Origin of the sequence: Pseudomonas sp. BIC9C, from assembly GCF_034541995.1 — a bacterium.
Lineage (GTDB): Bacteria > Pseudomonadota > Gammaproteobacteria > Pseudomonadales > Pseudomonadaceae > Aquipseudomonas > Aquipseudomonas fluorescens_CC.
On record NZ_JAWDGM010000001.1, the window covers coordinates 32666 to 49490 of the forward strand.

Sequence of the window (16825 nt, forward strand, 5' to 3'; positions counted from 1 at the left end):
AATTGCCACCTTGCGTGTTTATTGTTGTTATTGAACGGACGGACTATTTGAACTGGTCAACGTTTTGTAGCGTGATCAAGCGATACGGCACCCACACGGCCGGCTCGACCGGCTCGTTTTTGGCCATTTTCACTGCCGTCTCGATCGAACCGTCTGCCTGCCCCTTGGCGTCCTGGAACACAGAGACGACCAGAGACCCCTTCTTCACCGCGTTCAAACCGTCAGGCGTACCGTCGACACCGGCGATCAGAATGCTGCCCTTTTCCACTCCGGCCTGTTGCAGGGCCATCGCGGCGCCGATGGCCATCTCGTCGTTGTTGGAGACGACCGCGTCGAACTTGCGGCCCTGGGTCAGCCAGTCGTTGACCAGGGTCATGCCCTTGTCCCTCAACCAGATGCCGGTTTGCTCTTGCTCGATCTTGATGTTCGGGTATTTGGCCAATACCTCTTTGACGCCCTTGGTACGGTTGGTGGTGGAGTTGTTCGCCAGGTCGCCCAGCAGAATCACGATGTCGCCCTTGCCGCCCATTTTGTCGGCCAGGTATTGCATCTGCATCTGACCCGCCTCTAGGTCGTTGGAGGCGACAGTGACCACGCCTTTGGGCAGATTCAGGTCATCGGGACGGCGGTTGACGTACACCAGCGGAATACCGGCCTTGACCGCCGATTCAGTGATTTTTTTGGTCGCGGCGGTATCCACCGGGTTGACCACAATGGCGTCGACCTTCTGACTGATGAAGCTTTCTACCTGGCTCAACTGCCGGACCACGTCGCTGCGCGCATCTTCGAACTGCAGCTTGACGCCATCGGGATAGGATTTGGCTTTTGTATCCATGGATTCGCGCAGGTAGGTCAGCCAGGTGTCATCGAACTGCGACATGCTGACGCCGATCTTCATGTCAGCGAGTGCAGCGCCGCTGGCGAACATCAGGGACAAGGCGAGTGAGGCGAAACGGATCTTGGTCTTCATGAAAAGTCTTTCTCCACATTCTTGTTGGTTTTATGGATAAGGCGTGACGATTTCAGTAAGCGGACAAGCGGGAAAAGAGTTGGAACCGGGTGCGAGGCAGCTCGCTGGAAATGACTTTATTGGAAAATATTTTCTATATCAACTCATTTTAGAATTTTATTCTGATTTTGTTCAATGACGCTCGAGGGGGCTCAATTGCACCATCTGATGGCGCTCGGCACTCAGCCGCGCAGCGTCTAGCACACGGGTGGTCGCCAGTGCATCACGGGCGTCCACAGGCATTGGACCACCGCTCTGCAATGCGGTTTGTAGCTGTAAATAGAACTGATGCCAGCAACCACGCTCGGAGGAAACTCTTTCGCGCACTTCGCCCTGTTCGAACCAGCCCCAGCGGCGATGCTCTTCCACGCCCCAGCGTTCACCTTTGGATTTTGGTGTGAGCCCGGCGAGCACCGACGCCTCCTGCCCGTCCAGGCCATCGACGCTGTAGCAACCCTGGGTTCCGGTCACGCGAAAGCGCGGGCCGGGCGTGTTTTGCAGGCAACTGCCACCCAGGTGCGAGCTCACGCCATTGACGTGGACCAGGGACATAAAGAAGCCGTTGTCGAAGACCTGGCCTTTTTCGACATAATCCAGTTCAGCGTAAACCCGAGTGACGGGGCCGAAAAGCAGCAGCGCCTGATCCACCAGATGGCTACCCAGATCGCGCAGGAAACCACCGCCACTGCCGTTGTTCACCGACGATGGCGAATAGCGTTCGACTCGCGATTCGAAGCGGGTGACCTGGCCCAGCGCACCGGACTCGATGAGTTTGCGCACGGTGAGAAAGTCCGAGTCCCAACGCCGGTTCTGGTAGACGCTCAGTTGCACACCCTGGCGCTCGGCCATGGTGATCAGGGTTTGCGCCTGTTGCGCGTCGGCGGCGAACGGCTTGTCGCTGACCACCGCCACCCCGTGTTCGATGGCGTCGAGCACCAGCGCCGGGCGACCTTTGAGCGGCGTGGACACCACCAGCACATCGACCCCGATTTCGACCAATTGACCGATGCTGTCGAAGGCCGGCACGCCGGGATGTTCTGCCGCCAGTAACTGGCGCCGCTCCGTTGAACGGGTAACCACACCGACAAAGGTTGCACCCGGCAAACTGCTGATCAGCGGAGCATGGAAAAACCGGCCGCCATGGCCGTAACCGACAAGTCCAATACGCATGAAAACATTCTCCTTATAGTTCGTTACCGGATGTACACGGCCCCCTGTGGGAGCGGGCTTGCTCGCGAAGGCGATGTGTCAGGCGACTTCAATGTTGAATGTGCCGCCGTCTTCGCGAGCAAGCCCGCTCCCACAACTTTTGTGTATGCCGCGGTCATTGGCAGAGTTCGCGGGTCACGCGCTCGAGCATCATCCGGTTGGACTCGTCTGGCCGGTCCTCCCAGGCGAACACCGATACGGTAGCAATGCCGTCGAACTTGATCTCGCGCAAGGTACCGAAGAACGCGTCCCAGTCGACCTCGCCCTGGCCGATGTCCAGGTGCTGGTGCACGGTGGCGGTCACGCCCGGCGGGTTGACGATGTATCGCAGGCCCGACGACGCCTTGTGGTTGTAGGTATCGGCGATGATCAGGTGGCTCAGCCTGGAGCCGGCGTACTTGAGCATCGAGGCGATGTCACCTTTGCCGTCGTCGTAGAAGAAGGTGTGTGGCGCAGCATAAAGGTAGTTGATCCAGTCGCGATCCAGCCCGCGAATGATGTCCACCGACTCGTTGTTGCGTTCGCAGAAATCATAGGGGTGCGCCTGTATATCGAGCTTGATGCCCTCACGCTCAAACTCCGGGATCAACTCGTCCATGGAGCGCATGAACTGGTTCTCGCAGACCAGCGGATTGTCCGATTGCCCGGTGAACTCGGTGTTGACCAGCTCGCAGTCCATCTCCACGGCAATCTGGATCGCGCGCTTCCAGTTGCGCACCGCCGCCACACGCAAACCTTCGTCGGCAGCGGCCCAGTGGTACATCGGTAATAGAGAAGAGAGTTTGACCCCGGTGTCGCGCAGGGCTTTGCGAAACTCCTTGATCCGCGCCTTGTCGACGCGCGGGGCTTTATAGAAAGGCAGGAAATCTTCCCGGGGCGACAGCTCGATGTGTTCGTAACCGAGCTCGGCGACCTTGTCGACCATCTTGCCCAGGGACAGGGTCCGGTACATGTAGGGGTCGAGTGCGATGCGCATGATTGTTCTCCTTGACCAAGGCCTGAGCCTTGCCCCATTGCGGGAGCGAGCCTGCTCGCGATGACGGCTGTACATCCAGCATCCATGTGACTGTCTGATCGCATTCGCGAGCAGGCTCGCTCCCACAGGGGGGGTGTGGTTAGCCGTAGAAGTGTGGACGCTCTGGCAGGCCGACTTTGACAATCAACCCGCTGTTCTGCGCCTCGATGCACGCATCCGCCGCCGCCGCCGCTGCGAAGCCATCCCACGCCGAAGGACCGCCAACCTGCCCGGCGCGCACGCCATCGATGAACGCCTGCAACTCAACGTCATACGCCGCGATGAACCGATCCTTCCAGTCCATCAGAATCGCGTTGGACAGCTTCGCCCCGCTACGCAGTTGAACCTGGGACGGTTCCGGCAGCTTGGCGATGCCGGTCTCCCCTACCACTTCGCACTGGATGTCGTAGCCGTACTGACAATTGACGAAGACTTCCACGTCAATGCGCGTGCCCTTGGCGGTTTCCAGCAACACGATCTGCGGGTCTTTCAAATGGGCGTGAGCCTTGCTGGTCTTGCGCGGGAACACCACCTGTACCGACACGTAGTCGTCATCGAGCAACCAGCGCAGCACATCCAACTCATGGATCAGGGTGTCGGTGATCGCCATGTCGGTCTTGTAGTTCTCGCCCACCGTGGGGTTACGGTGGGCGCAATGCAGCATCAACGGCTCGCCGATCTGGCCGCTGTCGATCACTGATTTCAGCGCCCGATACCCCTCGTCGTACGGACGCATGAAACCGACCTGCACCAGCCGCTTGCCATGAGCTACTTCGGCCTCGACGATCTTGCGGCAGCCTTCGGCGGTGACCGCCAGCGGCTTTTCGCAGAACACTGGTTTGCCGGCGGCAATCGCCGCCAGCACGAACTCTTCGTGGCTCGGCCCCCAAGAGGTGACGAGGATCGCCTCGACTTCCGGCGCCTTGATCAGCGCATGGCCGTCGGGATAAACCTCGGCGGTCAGCTTCAAATCGGAAACGACCTTGGCCGCTTGCTGCAAATTGATGTCGGTAACCGCGACGACCTGGCTGTTGAGCAAGGTCTGGCTGCAACGACGGATGTGGTCCTGGCCGATGGCCCCGGTGCCGATGACGCCAATCTTTAAAGACATGAAAACTCTCCTGTGAAGACTTGTTGTTGGTTTCAGGGGCAATCAGTATTGACGGGCCTTGGCCAGTCGTTCGTTCAGGGTCTTGGCCACCGCATCGGTACGGGCACTGGTGGAAACCTGCGCCACACCGACTCGCCACCACGACAGGTATTTGTGAATCATTGTCTTGGGCAAAACCTTGATATCGATCAGCGTCGAAACGGTCTGCAAGCGCGCATCCGCCAGTGCAGCTTTCAGTTCTTCAACGGTGTTCACTTTGTAAGTCTTGCAGCCATAGGCCGCCGCGCTCATGGCGAAATCCACCGGCACAAAGCCGCCATCGAGTTTTCCGGTTTCCGGATTGCGGAAACGGAACTCGGTGCCGAAGCTGTCCATGCCGTGTTCCATCTGCAGGTTGTTGATGCAGCCGAAGGTCATGTTGTCCAGCAGCACAACGTTGATCTTGCGCCGCTCCTGAATCGAGGTCGCCAGTTCCGAGTGCAGCATCATGTAGGAGCCGTCGCCCACCAGCGCATAGACCTCACGATCCGGCTCGGCGAGTTTCACGCCCAACGCAGCATTGACCTCGTAACCCATGCAGGAATAGCCGTACTCGACGTGGTAGGTGTTCACACCCTTGCTGCGCCAACTGCGCTGCAAGTCGCCAGGCAGGCTGCCGGCGGCGGCGACGATCACTGCGTCGTCCGCCAGGTTTTCATTGAGCACGCCGAGCACGCGGCTCTGGGTCAGGCAGGAACCGGTCAGCTCGATGAATTCGCGCAGGACGGCCGGGTCCATGTGGTCGTTGATTTCCGGTACAAAATCCTTTGCCTGATATTCCACCTGATAGATGCGATCGACCTCTTCATCCAGTTGCGCCTTGGCCTGACGCGGCTGATCGCCCCAACTGGAGCGATAGTCGCCCAGGGCATCGGCCAGGGCGTTCAAGCCGGTTTTGGCGTCCGCCAGCAATTGCACCCCGTCGAGTTTCAGGGCGTCACAGGGGCTGATATTAAGATTGAGGAACTGAACCTCGGGGTGTTTGAACAAGGATTTCGACGCAGTGGTGAAATCACTGTATCGGGTGCCAATGCCAATGATCAGATCAGCGTCCCTGGCCAACAGGTTCGCCGCCAGGCAACCGGTTTCACCGATGCCACCGACGTTCAGCGGATGGCTGGACACCAGCGCGCTCTTGCCGGCCTGGGTTTCAGCGAAAGGAATATCAAAGCGCTCGGCAAAGGCCTGCAACGCCGCGTTGGCCCCCGAATACTTGACCCCGCCACCGCAGATGATCAGCGGTTTGTGCTTGCCTTTGAACAGCGCCAGCGCATCACCCAGCATGGCTTCGGTGGCCGGACGCCGTTCGATACGGTGTACACGTTTTTGCAGGAAGTAATCGGGATAGTCGTACGCCTCGGCTTGCACGTCCTGCGGCAAGGCAAGCGTCACGGCGCCGGTTTCGGCCGGATCGGTGAGCACCCGCATGGCGTGGATCGCCGCCGTCATCAACTGCTCGGGACGGTTGATGCGGTCCCAGCATTTGCTCACAGCCTTGAATGCATCGTTGGTGCTGATACTCAGGTCGTGGAACTGTTCGATCTGTTGCAGCACCGGGTCCGGTTGACGACAGGCGTAGACATCACCGGGCAACAAAAGCAATGGAATGCGGTTGGCTGTCGCAGTGGCGGCAGCTGTCAGCATGTTCGCCGCACCTGGCCCCACGGATGAAGTACAGGCGTAGATCTTGCGCCGCAGGTGTTGTTTTGCGAAACCGATAGCCGCGTGGGCCATGCCTTGCTCATTGCGGCCCTGATGGACGATCAGGTCACCGCTGTCTTGCTCCAGGGCCTGCCCCAGACCCAGCACGTTGCCGTGGCCGAAGATGGTAAAGATCCCGGCGACGAATTTGCTCTGAACCCCATCGACCTCGATGTATTGGTTGTCGAGGAATTTCACCAGGGCCTGGGCCATGGTCAGTCTTGTTGTGGTCATGCTTGCACCTTCCTTTGAAGCTGAATCCGGTGTGTGCTGTGGAATGCCATCAACTGTGGGAGCGGGCTTGCCCGCGATAGCGATCTACCTGACACATCAATCTTGAATGTGCTGCCGTCATCGCGGGCAAGCCCGCTCCCACAGGGATCTCCATTAACCTTGGGATTTCTGCAGGTGATCCATGCTCGCGCCGATCGCCCGTTCGATATCTGTCAGGCCATGCACGCTGTCGGCGAACGGTTCGAACGACAGGTAGCCGCTGTAGCCGCTGCTGAGCAAGGTGTCGATTTGTGCAGCATTGCTGAGAATGTCACCCTCGCCCACCAGCACCCGGTGGCCGTCACGAATGGTCGCCAGCGGCGCCTCGGCATCCTCGACGCCGGAGATGTGTACCAGCCCGGTCAACTCGGGAAAGAATTCATGTTCGCTGGCCAGGTGATGGTGAAAGGTGTCATGCACCAGAAGGAACACATCCAACCCGCCGATGGCCTTGATCGCATCGACTGCCGTGCGTTTGCGGCGCAGCGAACATTCTTCGAAACCCAGCGGTTCGATGAAACCGAAAATGCCGTGATCGCGCAGGATCGGCGCCAGTTCACTCAACGCTGTGCGCAGGCCAGACGCGCGCTCGGCCTCGCTGCGCGGATCGGCACGGTCGTTCAACGGGCACATGACCAAACCCTGCGCGCCACAATCACGGGCATATGCGGCAAGCTTGCGGGCCTGCGCACGGCGCTCGTCGTTCCACACATCAAATGGATACAGCGCGTTGATCGACAGCACGGTGATGCCTTTGGCCGCGCACAACTCGCGCACACGCTCGGGCGCAGTGCCGTCCTCGATCTCGACGCCTTTGAGGTCGTTGCGGATCTCGATGGCGTCCGCCTTCAGAGTCACCGCCAACTCGATGAACGCTGGCAGGGACAAACGTGGGGCGACCATACGGTTCAGGGCGAAACGCAGGGGTTTGCTCATTATTGTTGTTCTCCGTACAGGTAAATTATTTGGCGGTTGGCATGCTGAATTCAGGGCCCTTGGCGATACTGTCGGGCCAGCGCTGCATAATGCTTTTGTAGCGACTGTAGAAGCGGATGCCTTCTTCGCCGTAAGCGTGGTGATCACCGAACAGCGAGCGCTTCCAGCCACCGAATGAGTGCCAGGCCATCGGCACCGGAATTGGCACATTGATGCCAACCATGCCGACCTTGATGCTGCGGGCAAACGAGCGAGCAATGCCGCCATCGCTGGTGAAGCAGGACACGCCGTTGCCGAATTCATGGGCGTTGATCAGGGCCACGGCGCTGGCAAAGTCCGGCACGCGAACGATGCCCAGCACCGGGCCGAAGATTTCCTGCTGATAAATGCTCATCTCGGTCGTGACGTTATCGAACAGCGTAGCGCCGACGAAGAAGCCATTCTCGGCCCCCGGCACCTTGAAGTGGCGGCCGTCGACGATCAGCTGTGCACCCTGGGCCACGCCCTGATCGATGAAGCCTTCAACCTTGGCCTTGTGTTCGGCAGTGACCAGCGGCCCCATGTCGGTGTCACCCTGCAGGCCATTGCCGACTTTCAATTGATCGATACGCGGCAGCAGTTTGGCGATCAACCGGTCGCCGACATCGCCGACCGCGACGGCAATCGAGATCGCCATGCAGCGCTCGCCCGCCGAGCCGTAAGCGGCGCCAATCAAGGCATCCGCCGCTTGATCCAGGTCCGCATCGGGCATGATGATCATGTGGTTCTTCGCCCCACCCAGCGCCTGCACGCGCTTGCCGCACGAGGTCGCCTGCTGATGGATGTACTCGGCAATCGGCGTCGAACCGACAAATGAAATCGCCTCGATGTCCGGGTGTTGCAGCAAGGCGTCGACCGCCACCTTGTCACCCTGGACCACGTTGAACACACCGTCCGGCAAGCCGGCTTCGGTGAGCAGGCGGGCCATCAGCAAACTGGCGGACGGATCGCGCTCGGAGGGTTTGAGGATGAAGCAGTTACCGGTGACCAGCGCCAGCGGAATCATCCACAGCGGCACCATCACGGGGAAGTTGAACGGCGTGACCCCGGCACAAACACCCAGGGGCTGACGCAGGTTCCAGTTGTCGATGCCGCCACCGATGTTGTCGCTGAACTCGGTCTTCAGCAGGCTCGGTGCACCGCAGGCGTATTCGACGATTTCGATGCCGCGGGTGACTTCGCCTTTGGCGTCCGAAAAGACCTTGCCGTGTTCGCGGCTGATGATTTCTGCCAGTTCGTCGTGATGGCGATCAAGTAACTCCTTGAACTTGAACATCACCCGAGAACGCCGCAGGGACGATTGCTCGGACCAGGCCGGAAAGGCTTTCAGGGCCGAGGCGACAGCTTGGTCCACGGTCTTCTGGCTGGCCAACCCGACGCGCGCCTGAACCGCGCCGGTAGCCGGGTTGAAGACGTTGCTGAACCGTTCGTTGCCGCTGTCCTGCACCTGGCCGTCGATGTAATGGCCTACAACCCGGGCGTCGCTCATTGTGCTTGTTCTCCATGCAGAGGTTGAAATTCAGACGTTGGACTTCAAAGATCCAGCAGCCAACTGTGCTGCGGATCGTTATGGAACTGCCAGACGCGTTTCGGGCCGGCCATCACGTTCAGGTAATACGACTCGTAGCCGTACGGCACGCTGACCGGGTGATAGCCCTTGGGCACGACTACAAGGTCACTGTTTTCCACGGCCATGGCCTGATCGATACTGCGATCATCGGTGTAGACCCGTTGGAACACGAAGCCCTGGGGCGGGTTGATCTGGTGGTAATAGGTTTCTTCAAGGAAGCTCTGGTGCGGCAGGTCGTCGGTGTCGTGCTTGTGCGGCGGGTAGCTCGACGAGTGTCCCGAGGGCGTACGCACTTCCACCACCAGCAGCGAATGGGCGGGTTCGGTGTCCGGCAGAATGTCGCAGACGTAACGGGTGTTGGCACCCTTGCCGCGCACACTGCGTTTCATCGTTTCAGGTTTGATCAGGCGTGGACCGAGGGGATTGGTGGTCGAACCGGGAGCGGCGCAAACGGCAAATTGCACATCACTCAACGCCACCACCTGGGCCTGACTGCCGGGTGGCAAGTACGCGGCGAAGGGGGATTTGTCTTCGAAAACCGACTGACGATCCCCAAGGTTGTCCCAGTCGAATGCGCCCTGCCCCGGCGCTTCACCCCTGATGCTGACCCGGCCGCTGAGCAGCACCAGGCACAGCTCCTTATCACCGGCAGAGACCGGCAGGGTTTCGCCGAGGCTCAAGCGGTAAGCGGCGAAACCGACGTATTCAAGCTCACCTTTGCCCAACTCGACCATGGTCCGGCCACGGGCATTGCTTTTGACCAGCAGGCTCATCGTGCAGTCCTCTCGTCGAGCAGCGCGCGCAAGGTGTGGAAGCCTTTTTTGGCATAGGCGTAGCTCGGGGCCACCGCCGGGTCCTGCTCGGCCTCGACCACCAGCCAGCCGTGGTAATCGGCCGCCAGCAGCACGTCCAGCAGTTCAGCAAAGTCGATGTCGCCATCTCCCGGCACGGTGAAGGTGCCGTTGATGATGCAGTCAGGGAAGCTCCACAGATTGTTGCGCGCCAGCTGCACCACCGGTTTGCGCACGTCCTTGAAATGCACATGGCAGATGCGTGAGATGTGTTTGCGCAGCACCTGCAGCGGCTCACCGCCACCCATGTAGCAATGGCCCGAATCGAACAGCAGGCCGACTTCACTGCCGGTCAACGCCATCAGGGTGTCGATGTCCGACGGGGATTCGACGTAGGCGCCCATATGGTGGTGATACGCCAGACGTACGCCCTGGGACAGGGTGAAACGCGCCAGCTCGGTGAGCTTGTCGGCGTATTCCTGCCAGGCCTGTTCGGTGTGAAAACGCGGGCGTTCGACCAGGGGAATGCGTTGGCCCTGGATGGAGTCCGCGACCTCGCCATAGACCAGCACCTTGGCGCCGTTCTTCGCCAGCAGCTCGACATGGCTGCCGATGGCGTCGATTTCTTCGGCCACCGAGCGGCGGGCCAGACGACTGGAATACCAGCCGGACACCAACGCAAGGTCATACGGTCGCAGCACTTCGCCGACGCCCTTGGCGTCCTTGGGAAACTTGCCGTTGAGTTCGAAGCCTTCATAACCGATGTCCTTGCCTTCGCTCAAGGCGGTGCTCAGCGGCGTCTCGCCACCGAGGGACGGCAGGTCGTCGTTGCTCCAGGAGATCGGGTTGATGCCAATTCGGATAGCGGGCATGGCTGCACCTTTTATTGTTTTTACAAAACCAGTAAGAGCGACATAAAACTCTGTGGGAACGGCGGTGCGGCGCGATCCGACTTGCCCGCGATTGCGATCTCGCTGTCACATTGATGCTGAATGTGCCGCCGTCATCGCGGGCAAGCCCGCTCCCACAGGATCGCGCGGTGTTCCATCAAGCGCGGGCAGTACGCCAGGCATCGATCAATTCGACAAAGGTGCCCTGCACCTGTCGAATCAGCGCCTCATCGTCGAGTTCCCCGGCCAACCACGCACGGCTTGGCTCCTGGAAAATCGTCCGCCCCACGGCGAACCCACGGCATGTCCGGCTCTGGCTGGCCTGTTGAAAGCCTTCGGCCAACGCTGATGCCGGGGCATTCAAGCCCAGCAACACCACACCACGGCAGTACGGATCGCGCTCCTGAATCAGTTCGTCGAGTTGCTTCCACTCCTCTGCGCTTTGCGCTTCGATCTTCCACCACGCCGGGTAGATGCCGAGGTTGTAGAGGCGTTTGAGTGCGCGATACAACACGTCCGGGTGCGTCGAGGGGTGATCCTTGGGCGGGATGATTTCCAGCAGCAGCTCATGACCGCTGACTTGCGATGCCTGATACAAACCCTTGATCTGCGCTTCCTGCTCCAGGCGCAGCATTGGCTCGTCGTCCGGGTGGAATTGCACCAGGCACTTGATGATTTGCTCTTGTGGCCAGGCGATCAGGTTGCTGCCGATCGAACGCCCGTGTTCGAAGGCCAACGGGCGGGAGCCTTGTACCTCGACCGGCCGCGCCACCCACCAGCCGCGACCGGTGGCGGCGTTCAGTGAATCCTGGCCGAAACGTTGATCGGCCAGCAGCCCGACATCGGCTTCGATGCCTTGCTTTTGCAGATCGGCGTCGACCCGCTCCACGGCCCGGATAAAAAGTTGCTTGAGTTCGCTAATGGCGTTGAGGTCACGGCCACCCTTTTGGGCCAACTCCACCAATTGCCAGCGATGGTCGAACGCAAAGATGAACAGTTGCTTCCACTGTTTGCGCGGCACGCTGACCTGATGCAGGCGTTGCAACGTTACGTCCTGATCCGGACGTGTAATCGGTACCGGGCTGTTGAACAGGTAATCCAGTTCGGCGCGGGTCGGCATCGCCGGGGCGCAGGCATGGCGCGACACCACCAGGCCGCCGCAGGCATTGGCCAACTGGCAGCAGCGCTCATCGCTGGCGTCCTCCAGCCAACCGCTGAGGAAGCCCGACATGAAGGCATCGCCGGCTCCCAGCACGTTAAGCACCGCAACACGCACGCCAGGGTAAATCGCACCGTCTTCGAGACGGGCCGGGATCTCTCCATGAATCACCGTGCAGCCTTGCGGGCCGAGCTTGACCACCAGGGTCGCGTCGCTCAATCGACGGACATTGCGCAGCGCGGTGAGCAAATCCTCGGAACCACCGGCAATCAGAAACTCTTCTTCGGTGCCGACAATGAGATCGAAACGCGGGAGGATTTTCTGCACATGCTGACTGACGTTCTGGTCGGCGACGAAACGTGTTTCACCGTCCGCCTTGCCGGCAAGCCCCCACAAAACCGGACGGTAATCGATGTCCAGCACCCGTTTGACGTTGTGCTTCTGTGCGTAGTCCAGCGCCTGGATGCTCGCCTTGTAGACGCCGTCGGTGGAGAAATGCGTGCCGGTGATCAGCAAGGCTTTGCTGGAGGCGATAAAGGCTTCACTGATGTCTTCGGCCCGTAGCGCCATGTCGGCGCAGTTTTCGCGGTAGAACACCAAAGGAAAGGTTTCGCGGTCCTTTAGGCCGAGCAACACCATCGCCGTCAGGCGCTCCGGATCAACTTTGATACCACTGATGTCGCAGCCTTCGCGGGCCAGGGACTCGACCAGGAAACGCCCCATGTGGTCGTCCCCTACCCGGCTCAGCATCGCTGACTTCAGCCCCAGACGAGCGGTGCCGAAAGCGATGTTGGCGGACGATCCACCGAGGTATTTGGCGAAGCTGCTCACATCCTCCAACCGCGCCCCGACTTGCTGTGCATAGAGGTCGACGCCAAGGCGCCCCAGGCAAATCAGATCCAATTGACGTCCACTGGCAAAACGAGTCTGGCCCATGCTGGCTCCTGTTATTTTTATCAGCCTGTGTTCAGGACGATGACCGCGCGAACACTCTTGGTGGATGCAGACTAAAACGACAGGGATCGAATAATCAATAATTATTCCAAATATTTTTTACGTGGAATATTTTTTCCAATAAACTTTAGTACAAGCGTTCCAGACGCAGTGCATCGTTTCAGCAAGCCTCTGACTGCTGCAAGCTCAAGATTTTGTTCGGGCCTACCCTGTAGACTGCGCACAGCCAACCTATTGTCCTGGGACGCGGTGAAACATCGTCGCTATAAGAACAAGCCAAGAACAAGCCAGAAGGATTCCCTATGTCCCGCACCGATCAGCCGGATTCGACCGAGAGCACGCCCGAGAGCGATCTTGTCAGCCCCCCGATCAATGCCGAGAGTCTGCTGCAGCTGATTACCCATGAATACGAAAGCCTGCCGCGCCAACTCAAACGCATCGCCAGTTACATGAGCCAGCAAAGCGACCGGATCATGGTCGACCGCATCAGCGACATCGCCCGCGAGTGCGAAGTGCACCCGTCGGCCATCGTGCGGTTTTCCCAACGTTTCGGCTTCAGCGGCTTCAGCGAAATGCAGGCGCTGTTTCGCGAGGCGTATACCCACAAAACCACCCCGGTACAGAACTACCAGCAACGCATTCGCAGCATGATCGCCAACAAGTCGCAGAAAGCCAGCGGTGGCGATCTGGCGCGCGAGTGCATCAACGCGACCCTGTCGGGCATCGAACGACTGGGGCTGGAACTCGATGACCAGGCCTTCGACAAGGCAGTGGACCTGGTGGTCAATGCCGACAACATCTACGTGGTCGGCGTGCGCCGTTCGTTCGCGGTAGCCGATTACCTGGTCTACAACCTGCAACACACCAACAAGCGCATTCACCTGGTGTCGGGGCTCGGCGGCAGCTACCGCGAGCAAATGCGCAGCGTGCGCGCCAATGACCTGGTGATCGCCATCAGCTTCACGCCGTACGGCAAGGAAACCCAACACTGCCTGCGCATCGCCCAGCATCATCAGGCAAAAACCCTGATCATCACCGACAGCAATCTCTCGCCCCTGGCCAAGCGCGCCAACACCCTGCTGCTGGTCAACGAAGGCAGCTCGTTTGCGTTCCGTTCATTGAGCGCGACCCTGTGCCTGTGCCAGGCGCTGTTTATCGCCGTGGCCTATCGACTGGAATTGAAGGTTGATGAGATTCATGAGCAGGTCGGGTTCGAAGACTGACCGAGACACTGGCGTTACGGCTCCCCGCGCAACTCACCGGCAGCGATTCAGCGAGTCGCTGTATATTTTTATTCTAAAAATTGATGTCAGGGAATATTTATTCTATAAATTGGATCTCTGAAAACAAGAATTCAAAGGATCCTGTCATGCGCGAACTCGGAATCGGACTTATCGGCACGGGTTTCATGGGGCGTGCCCATGCCCTGGCCTTTCGCAACGTCAGTGCGGCATTCGAACTGCCCTTCACGCTTCGCCTCGCTGCCCTGGCCGACGCAGATCCCGTTCGTGCGCAAGCATGCTCCATTGCCTGGGGCTTTGAGCAGGCTTATGGCGATTGGCAGCAATTAATCGACGATCCCAAGGTCAACCTGATCGCCATCAGCACACCCAACCACCTGCACTACCCGATGGCCATGGCCGCAATTGCCGCCGGCAAGCCGGTGTACTGCGAAAAACCGCTGGCGGTGAACCTTGAACAGGCCAATGCCATGCACCTGGCGGCCAAGCATGCCGGCGTGGTCACCCGTGTCGGCTACAACTACCAGCACAACCCGATCATCGGCCTGGCGCGCGAGCTGATTCTGAGCGGTGAACTCGGCGAGATCATCAGCTTTCAAGGCGAATTCAGCGAAGACTTCATGGCCGATCCAGCATCCCCCTGGTCGTGGCGCTGCGAGGCCGGACATGCCGGCGGGGCGCTGGCGGATCTGGGCAGTCACTTGCTCGCCATGGCGCGCCATCTGCTGGGTAATGTCGAAGCAGTGTGCGCCGATTCCCAGACCGTGCACCGCCAGCGCCCGGTCATGGCCGGTAGCCAGGAACAGCGCAGCATTGCTGTCGACGATCAGGCCCATGCCCTGCTGCGCTTCACCAGTGGCGCGCGTGGCACCTTCAGCAGCAGTTGGCTCAAGCACGGCTACAAAAATCACCTGAGTTTCGAGATCAGTGGCACCCAAGGGACCCTGTCATTCGATCAGGAGCGTTTGAATGAGTTACGCCTGTGCCGTGTCGGCCAGGACGGTTTCCAGCGCTTACTGGCCGGGCCGAACCTGCCCGGATATGCAGCGTTCAGTCCGGCGCCGGGGCATCAACTGGGCTACAACGAGTTGAAAACGCTGGAAGTGCATGAGTTGATCATGGCCTTGGCCGGCCAAGGACAAGCCGGCACTGATTTCGAGCAAGCCCTGGAAGTGGAGCGACTGGCGATGGCGATTCGATTGGCGGCACGGGAACAGCGTTGGGTCAATATCAGCGAGGTCTGATCGCCGATAAGGCTGCCGCCAATGGCGGTAGCAGGATACGAAAGGTGCGCTCGCAGCGTGTGCCTTTTGGTCTCTACCCTTGCAGGAGTTGTACAGGTCATTGTTGGAAATCAGGACGCAGCTGCCCTCGCAAGCGTAACGCCCGAATGAAGTGTCCAAAATTATTAGGCCAGTTCAAAACCACAATATCGCTATATAGGGACAGGCTCCAAAAGCGACGACGTAATCGAAGACGGGGCAGATGCGCCGTGGTTTGTCGTGGATAGTGGATTGAAGGGGTTAGGGATCGCGTATGTCTGGCGCCCACTGAAAAAACAGCATCTCAATGATACTAATTAGCTGCCACCCTACTAATTTTTCCTCAAGCGAAATGTACGCCCGCTCGCAAGTCACTCCCCGGGCTCTGGCTTGGTCAGCAATTGCAGCTAGGTCAAACGCTCGTTGGTCAGCGCGCTTGAACGCGTCGGCAAGCACAGCGACGGCTGGAGGGTATGCAGATTCAGCAGAGTGAAGTGACCGTCCATCCAGCCGCCAGTGTCGATGTGGTAGACGTTGCCGAGAACGGCTGGCTGGCGCACTGGTGTATGACCAACCACAACAGCCCTGACCCCACCAACAACTTGGGTGCTTTCTTCAAAAATGCGCTTCCTCGACCATTGGGCAATCGCTGCAACGTGAGCTGCTTCCACGGGGCCTCCCTGCTCGATCGCCCACACGAATTCATTCCAGTGGTCATATGGGCAGTCGGCATGGACGATCCCGACAAGTCCCGCTGGCGTCCACACTTCGATCACCAGTGGCAAGTCGGCCAACAGCTCGGAATAAAAAGCTTGCTCAACTGACGAGCGCGCATAGAGCCAAGAACCACCGTTGATGAGGTGCATTCCCTTCATGCGACCCTCAGGGTCTGCACGGTAGGCATCTACTGCCATCTGCTCATGATTTCCGCGCACGGCGTGGAACCATGGCTTGGCCAGCCATGAGTCCACCTGCTCCGACTCCGGCCCACGATCCACTAGATCGCCGACACTGAAAAGCCGGTCAACATCAGGATTGAACCGAACTGCATCCAGGGCGGCTTGCAACCTGGAGAAGCAACCATGGATATCACCAACCGCTAAGTCCCGGCCGATTTCGTTGATTTTGAAGCGATCAATCCGATTCATGCCATCACCTCGCCCAGCAGATCGGTGAACACCACACCGCGCACAGTGAAGTCAGCCACGATGCGGTCCGTGTACTGGATACCCTGGGGGCGATTAAACAACCGGGTCACCAGGAAGCCAACCGGACCGAACAGTGCGCCCCCGCCCATCAAATCGAGCTTCTGCCCGTAGCTCAGATGACGCATGGAGTGATACCAGCCCTCACGAAAGTCGGCATCCTCGTTGAGCAGGATCCATACCCCGAAATGCAGCTTGCAGTAGCGGCGCTCGTCCTCGGTGTCGCCGATCTGTGTCATCTCGGCAACACGCTGGTAAAGGGCAAACCAGAGGGCATTCTGGTCGAGGGTGCGGTCCTTGCCCGGACGCAGAGAGACCACGACGTATTCTTGTCCCGGAACATGGTGTTCAGCTTCGTGAGAGCCTCAGTGAGCTTGGCTGATAACGCTGATTTTACCAGTCATTGCGCCGCCCTCCTCGC

15 protein-coding genes and 1 pseudogene are annotated in these 16825 nt (G+C 59.4%); 3 read left to right on the top strand and 13 right to left on the bottom strand.

The genetic code is table 11. From position 1 onward, the window contains the following. Positions 1 to 43: 43 nt before the first annotated feature. A complete protein-coding gene (locus RS887_RS00140) occupies positions 44 to 970 on the bottom strand; it encodes a sugar ABC transporter substrate-binding protein (protein ID WP_007994285.1) in 927 nt (308 codons plus the stop codon). 43 nt (positions 971 to 1013) lie between these two features. Between RS887_RS00140 and RS887_RS00145 the strand changes: the two genes are divergently transcribed. After that, complete coding sequence (locus tag RS887_RS00145) at positions 1014 to 1148, top strand: hypothetical protein (RefSeq protein ID WP_322613941.1); 135 nt, start codon at positions 1014 to 1016, stop codon at positions 1146 to 1148. Here the strand turns inward: RS887_RS00145 and RS887_RS00150 are convergent. The 9 genes from RS887_RS00150 to RS887_RS00190 all read right to left on the bottom strand — a co-directional run bounded on the left by RS887_RS00150 (position 1142) and on the right by RS887_RS00190 (position 12678). Next, positions 1142 to 2179 (bottom strand): Gfo/Idh/MocA family protein, encoded by a 1038-nt coding sequence (locus RS887_RS00150; protein WP_322613942.1) that lies wholly within the window; start codon positions 2177 to 2179, stop codon positions 1142 to 1144. The two genes, RS887_RS00145 and RS887_RS00150, sit on opposite strands and share 7 nt — an antisense overlap. Before the next feature lie 154 nt (positions 2180 to 2333). Next, on the bottom strand, positions 2334 to 3194 hold the full coding sequence (locus tag RS887_RS00155; protein ID WP_322613943.1) for a sugar phosphate isomerase/epimerase: 861 nt from the start codon (positions 3192 to 3194) through the stop codon (positions 2334 to 2336). 139 nt (positions 3195 to 3333) lie between these two features. Continuing rightward, positions 3334 to 4344 carry a Gfo/Idh/MocA family oxidoreductase gene (locus RS887_RS00160; protein WP_322613944.1) on the bottom strand — a complete coding sequence of 337 codons (1011 nt, stop codon included), beginning with the start codon at positions 4342 to 4344 and terminating at the stop codon, positions 3334 to 3336. 42 nt (positions 4345 to 4386) lie between these two features. Continuing rightward, complete coding sequence (gene iolD, locus RS887_RS00165) at positions 4387 to 6318, bottom strand: 3D-(3,5/4)-trihydroxycyclohexane-1,2-dione acylhydrolase (decyclizing) (RefSeq protein ID WP_322613945.1); 1932 nt, start codon at positions 6316 to 6318, stop codon at positions 4387 to 4389. Positions 6319 to 6471: 153 nt separating this feature from the next. Continuing rightward, the gene (locus RS887_RS00170) at positions 6472 to 7293 is read right to left on the bottom strand and encodes a TIM barrel protein (protein ID WP_322613946.1); all 822 of its coding nucleotides are present in this window, start codon (positions 7291 to 7293) and stop codon (positions 6472 to 6474) included. Between the two features lie 25 nt (positions 7294 to 7318). Beyond that, complete coding sequence (locus tag RS887_RS00175; protein WP_322613947.1) at positions 7319 to 8821, bottom strand: CoA-acylating methylmalonate-semialdehyde dehydrogenase; 1503 nt, start codon at positions 8819 to 8821, stop codon at positions 7319 to 7321. Between the two features lie 44 nt (positions 8822 to 8865). Continuing rightward, the gene (iolB, locus tag RS887_RS00180; protein WP_322613948.1) at positions 8866 to 9675 is read right to left on the bottom strand and encodes a 5-deoxy-glucuronate isomerase; all 810 of its coding nucleotides are present in this window, start codon (positions 9673 to 9675) and stop codon (positions 8866 to 8868) included. Further along, a complete protein-coding gene (iolE, locus tag RS887_RS00185; protein WP_322613949.1) occupies positions 9672 to 10565 on the bottom strand; it encodes a myo-inosose-2 dehydratase in 894 nt (297 codons plus the stop codon). Before iolE ends, iolB begins: the two co-directional genes overlap by 4 nt. Before the next feature lie 175 nt (positions 10566 to 10740). Further along, positions 10741 to 12678, bottom strand: coding sequence for a bifunctional 5-dehydro-2-deoxygluconokinase/5-dehydro-2-deoxyphosphogluconate aldolase (locus tag RS887_RS00190; protein WP_322613950.1), 1938 nt, complete (start codon positions 12676 to 12678; stop codon positions 10741 to 10743). Between the two features lie 320 nt (positions 12679 to 12998). Here RS887_RS00190 and RS887_RS00195 point away from each other — a divergent pair, with 320 nt between their 5' ends. Together RS887_RS00195 and RS887_RS00200 are read left to right on the top strand one after the other, a co-directional pair. Next, complete coding sequence (locus RS887_RS00195) at positions 12999 to 13919, top strand: MurR/RpiR family transcriptional regulator (RefSeq protein WP_322613951.1); 921 nt, start codon at positions 12999 to 13001, stop codon at positions 13917 to 13919. A 146-nt stretch (positions 13920 to 14065) separates the two neighbouring features. Next, on the top strand, positions 14066 to 15181 hold the full coding sequence (locus RS887_RS00200; RefSeq protein WP_322613952.1) for a Gfo/Idh/MocA family oxidoreductase: 1116 nt from the start codon (positions 14066 to 14068) through the stop codon (positions 15179 to 15181). Positions 15182 to 15460: 279 nt separating this feature from the next. On the opposite strand, the gene RS887_RS00205 is transcribed toward RS887_RS00200, so the two are convergent. The 3 genes and pseudogenes from RS887_RS00205 to RS887_RS00215 all read right to left on the bottom strand — a co-directional run bounded on the left by RS887_RS00205 (position 15461) and on the right by RS887_RS00215 (position 16804). Further along, positions 15461 to 15655 (bottom strand): DUF2514 family protein, encoded by a 195-nt coding sequence (locus tag RS887_RS00205; protein WP_416339928.1) that lies wholly within the window; start codon positions 15653 to 15655, stop codon positions 15461 to 15463. Continuing rightward, the gene (locus RS887_RS00210; RefSeq protein WP_322613953.1) at positions 15607 to 16347 is read right to left on the bottom strand and encodes a metallophosphoesterase; all 741 of its coding nucleotides are present in this window, start codon (positions 16345 to 16347) and stop codon (positions 15607 to 15609) included. Before RS887_RS00210 ends, RS887_RS00205 begins: the two co-directional genes overlap by 49 nt. After that, positions 16344 to 16804: pseudogene (locus RS887_RS00215) on the bottom strand (hypothetical protein). Before RS887_RS00215 ends, RS887_RS00210 begins: the two are co-directional and overlap by 4 nt. Positions 16805 to 16825: the final 21 nt, after the last annotated feature.

Bases quoted from the DNA above. Each gene is read 5' to 3' on its own strand.
- RS887_RS00200 (WP_322613952.1), top strand. From the start codon at position 14,066: ATGCGCGAACTCGGAATCGGACTTATCGGCACGGGTTTCATGGGGCGT.
- RS887_RS00175 (WP_322613947.1), bottom strand. From the start codon at position 8,821: ATGAGCGACGCCCGGGTTGTAGGCCATTACATCGACGGCCAGGTGCAG.
- RS887_RS00170 (WP_322613946.1), bottom strand. From the start codon at position 7,293: ATGAGCAAACCCCTGCGTTTCGCCCTGAACCGTATGGTCGCCCCACGT.
- iolB (WP_322613948.1), bottom strand. From the start codon at position 9,675: ATGAGCCTGCTGGTCAAAAGCAATGCCCGTGGCCGGACCATGGTCGAG.
- iolE (WP_322613949.1), bottom strand. From the start codon at position 10,565: ATGCCCGCTATCCGAATTGGCATCAACCCGATCTCCTGGAGCAACGAC.
- RS887_RS00190 (WP_322613950.1), bottom strand. From the start codon at position 12,678: ATGGGCCAGACTCGTTTTGCCAGTGGACGTCAATTGGATCTGATTTGC.
- iolD (WP_322613945.1), bottom strand. From the start codon at position 6,318: ATGACCACAACAAGACTGACCATGGCCCAGGCCCTGGTGAAATTCCTC.
- RS887_RS00140 (WP_007994285.1), bottom strand. From the start codon at position 970: ATGAAGACCAAGATCCGTTTCGCCTCACTCGCCTTGTCCCTGATGTTC.
- RS887_RS00155 (WP_322613943.1), bottom strand. From the start codon at position 3,194: ATGCGCATCGCACTCGACCCCTACATGTACCGGACCCTGTCCCTGGGC.
- RS887_RS00160 (WP_322613944.1), bottom strand. From the start codon at position 4,344: ATGTCTTTAAAGATTGGCGTCATCGGCACCGGGGCCATCGGCCAGGAC.
- RS887_RS00150 (WP_322613942.1), bottom strand. From the start codon at position 2,179: ATGCGTATTGGACTTGTCGGTTACGGCCATGGCGGCCGGTTTTTCCAT.
- RS887_RS00210 (WP_322613953.1), bottom strand. From the start codon at position 16,347: ATGAATCGGATTGATCGCTTCAAAATCAACGAAATCGGCCGGGACTTA.
- RS887_RS00195 (WP_322613951.1), top strand. From the start codon at position 12,999: ATGTCCCGCACCGATCAGCCGGATTCGACCGAGAGCACGCCCGAGAGC.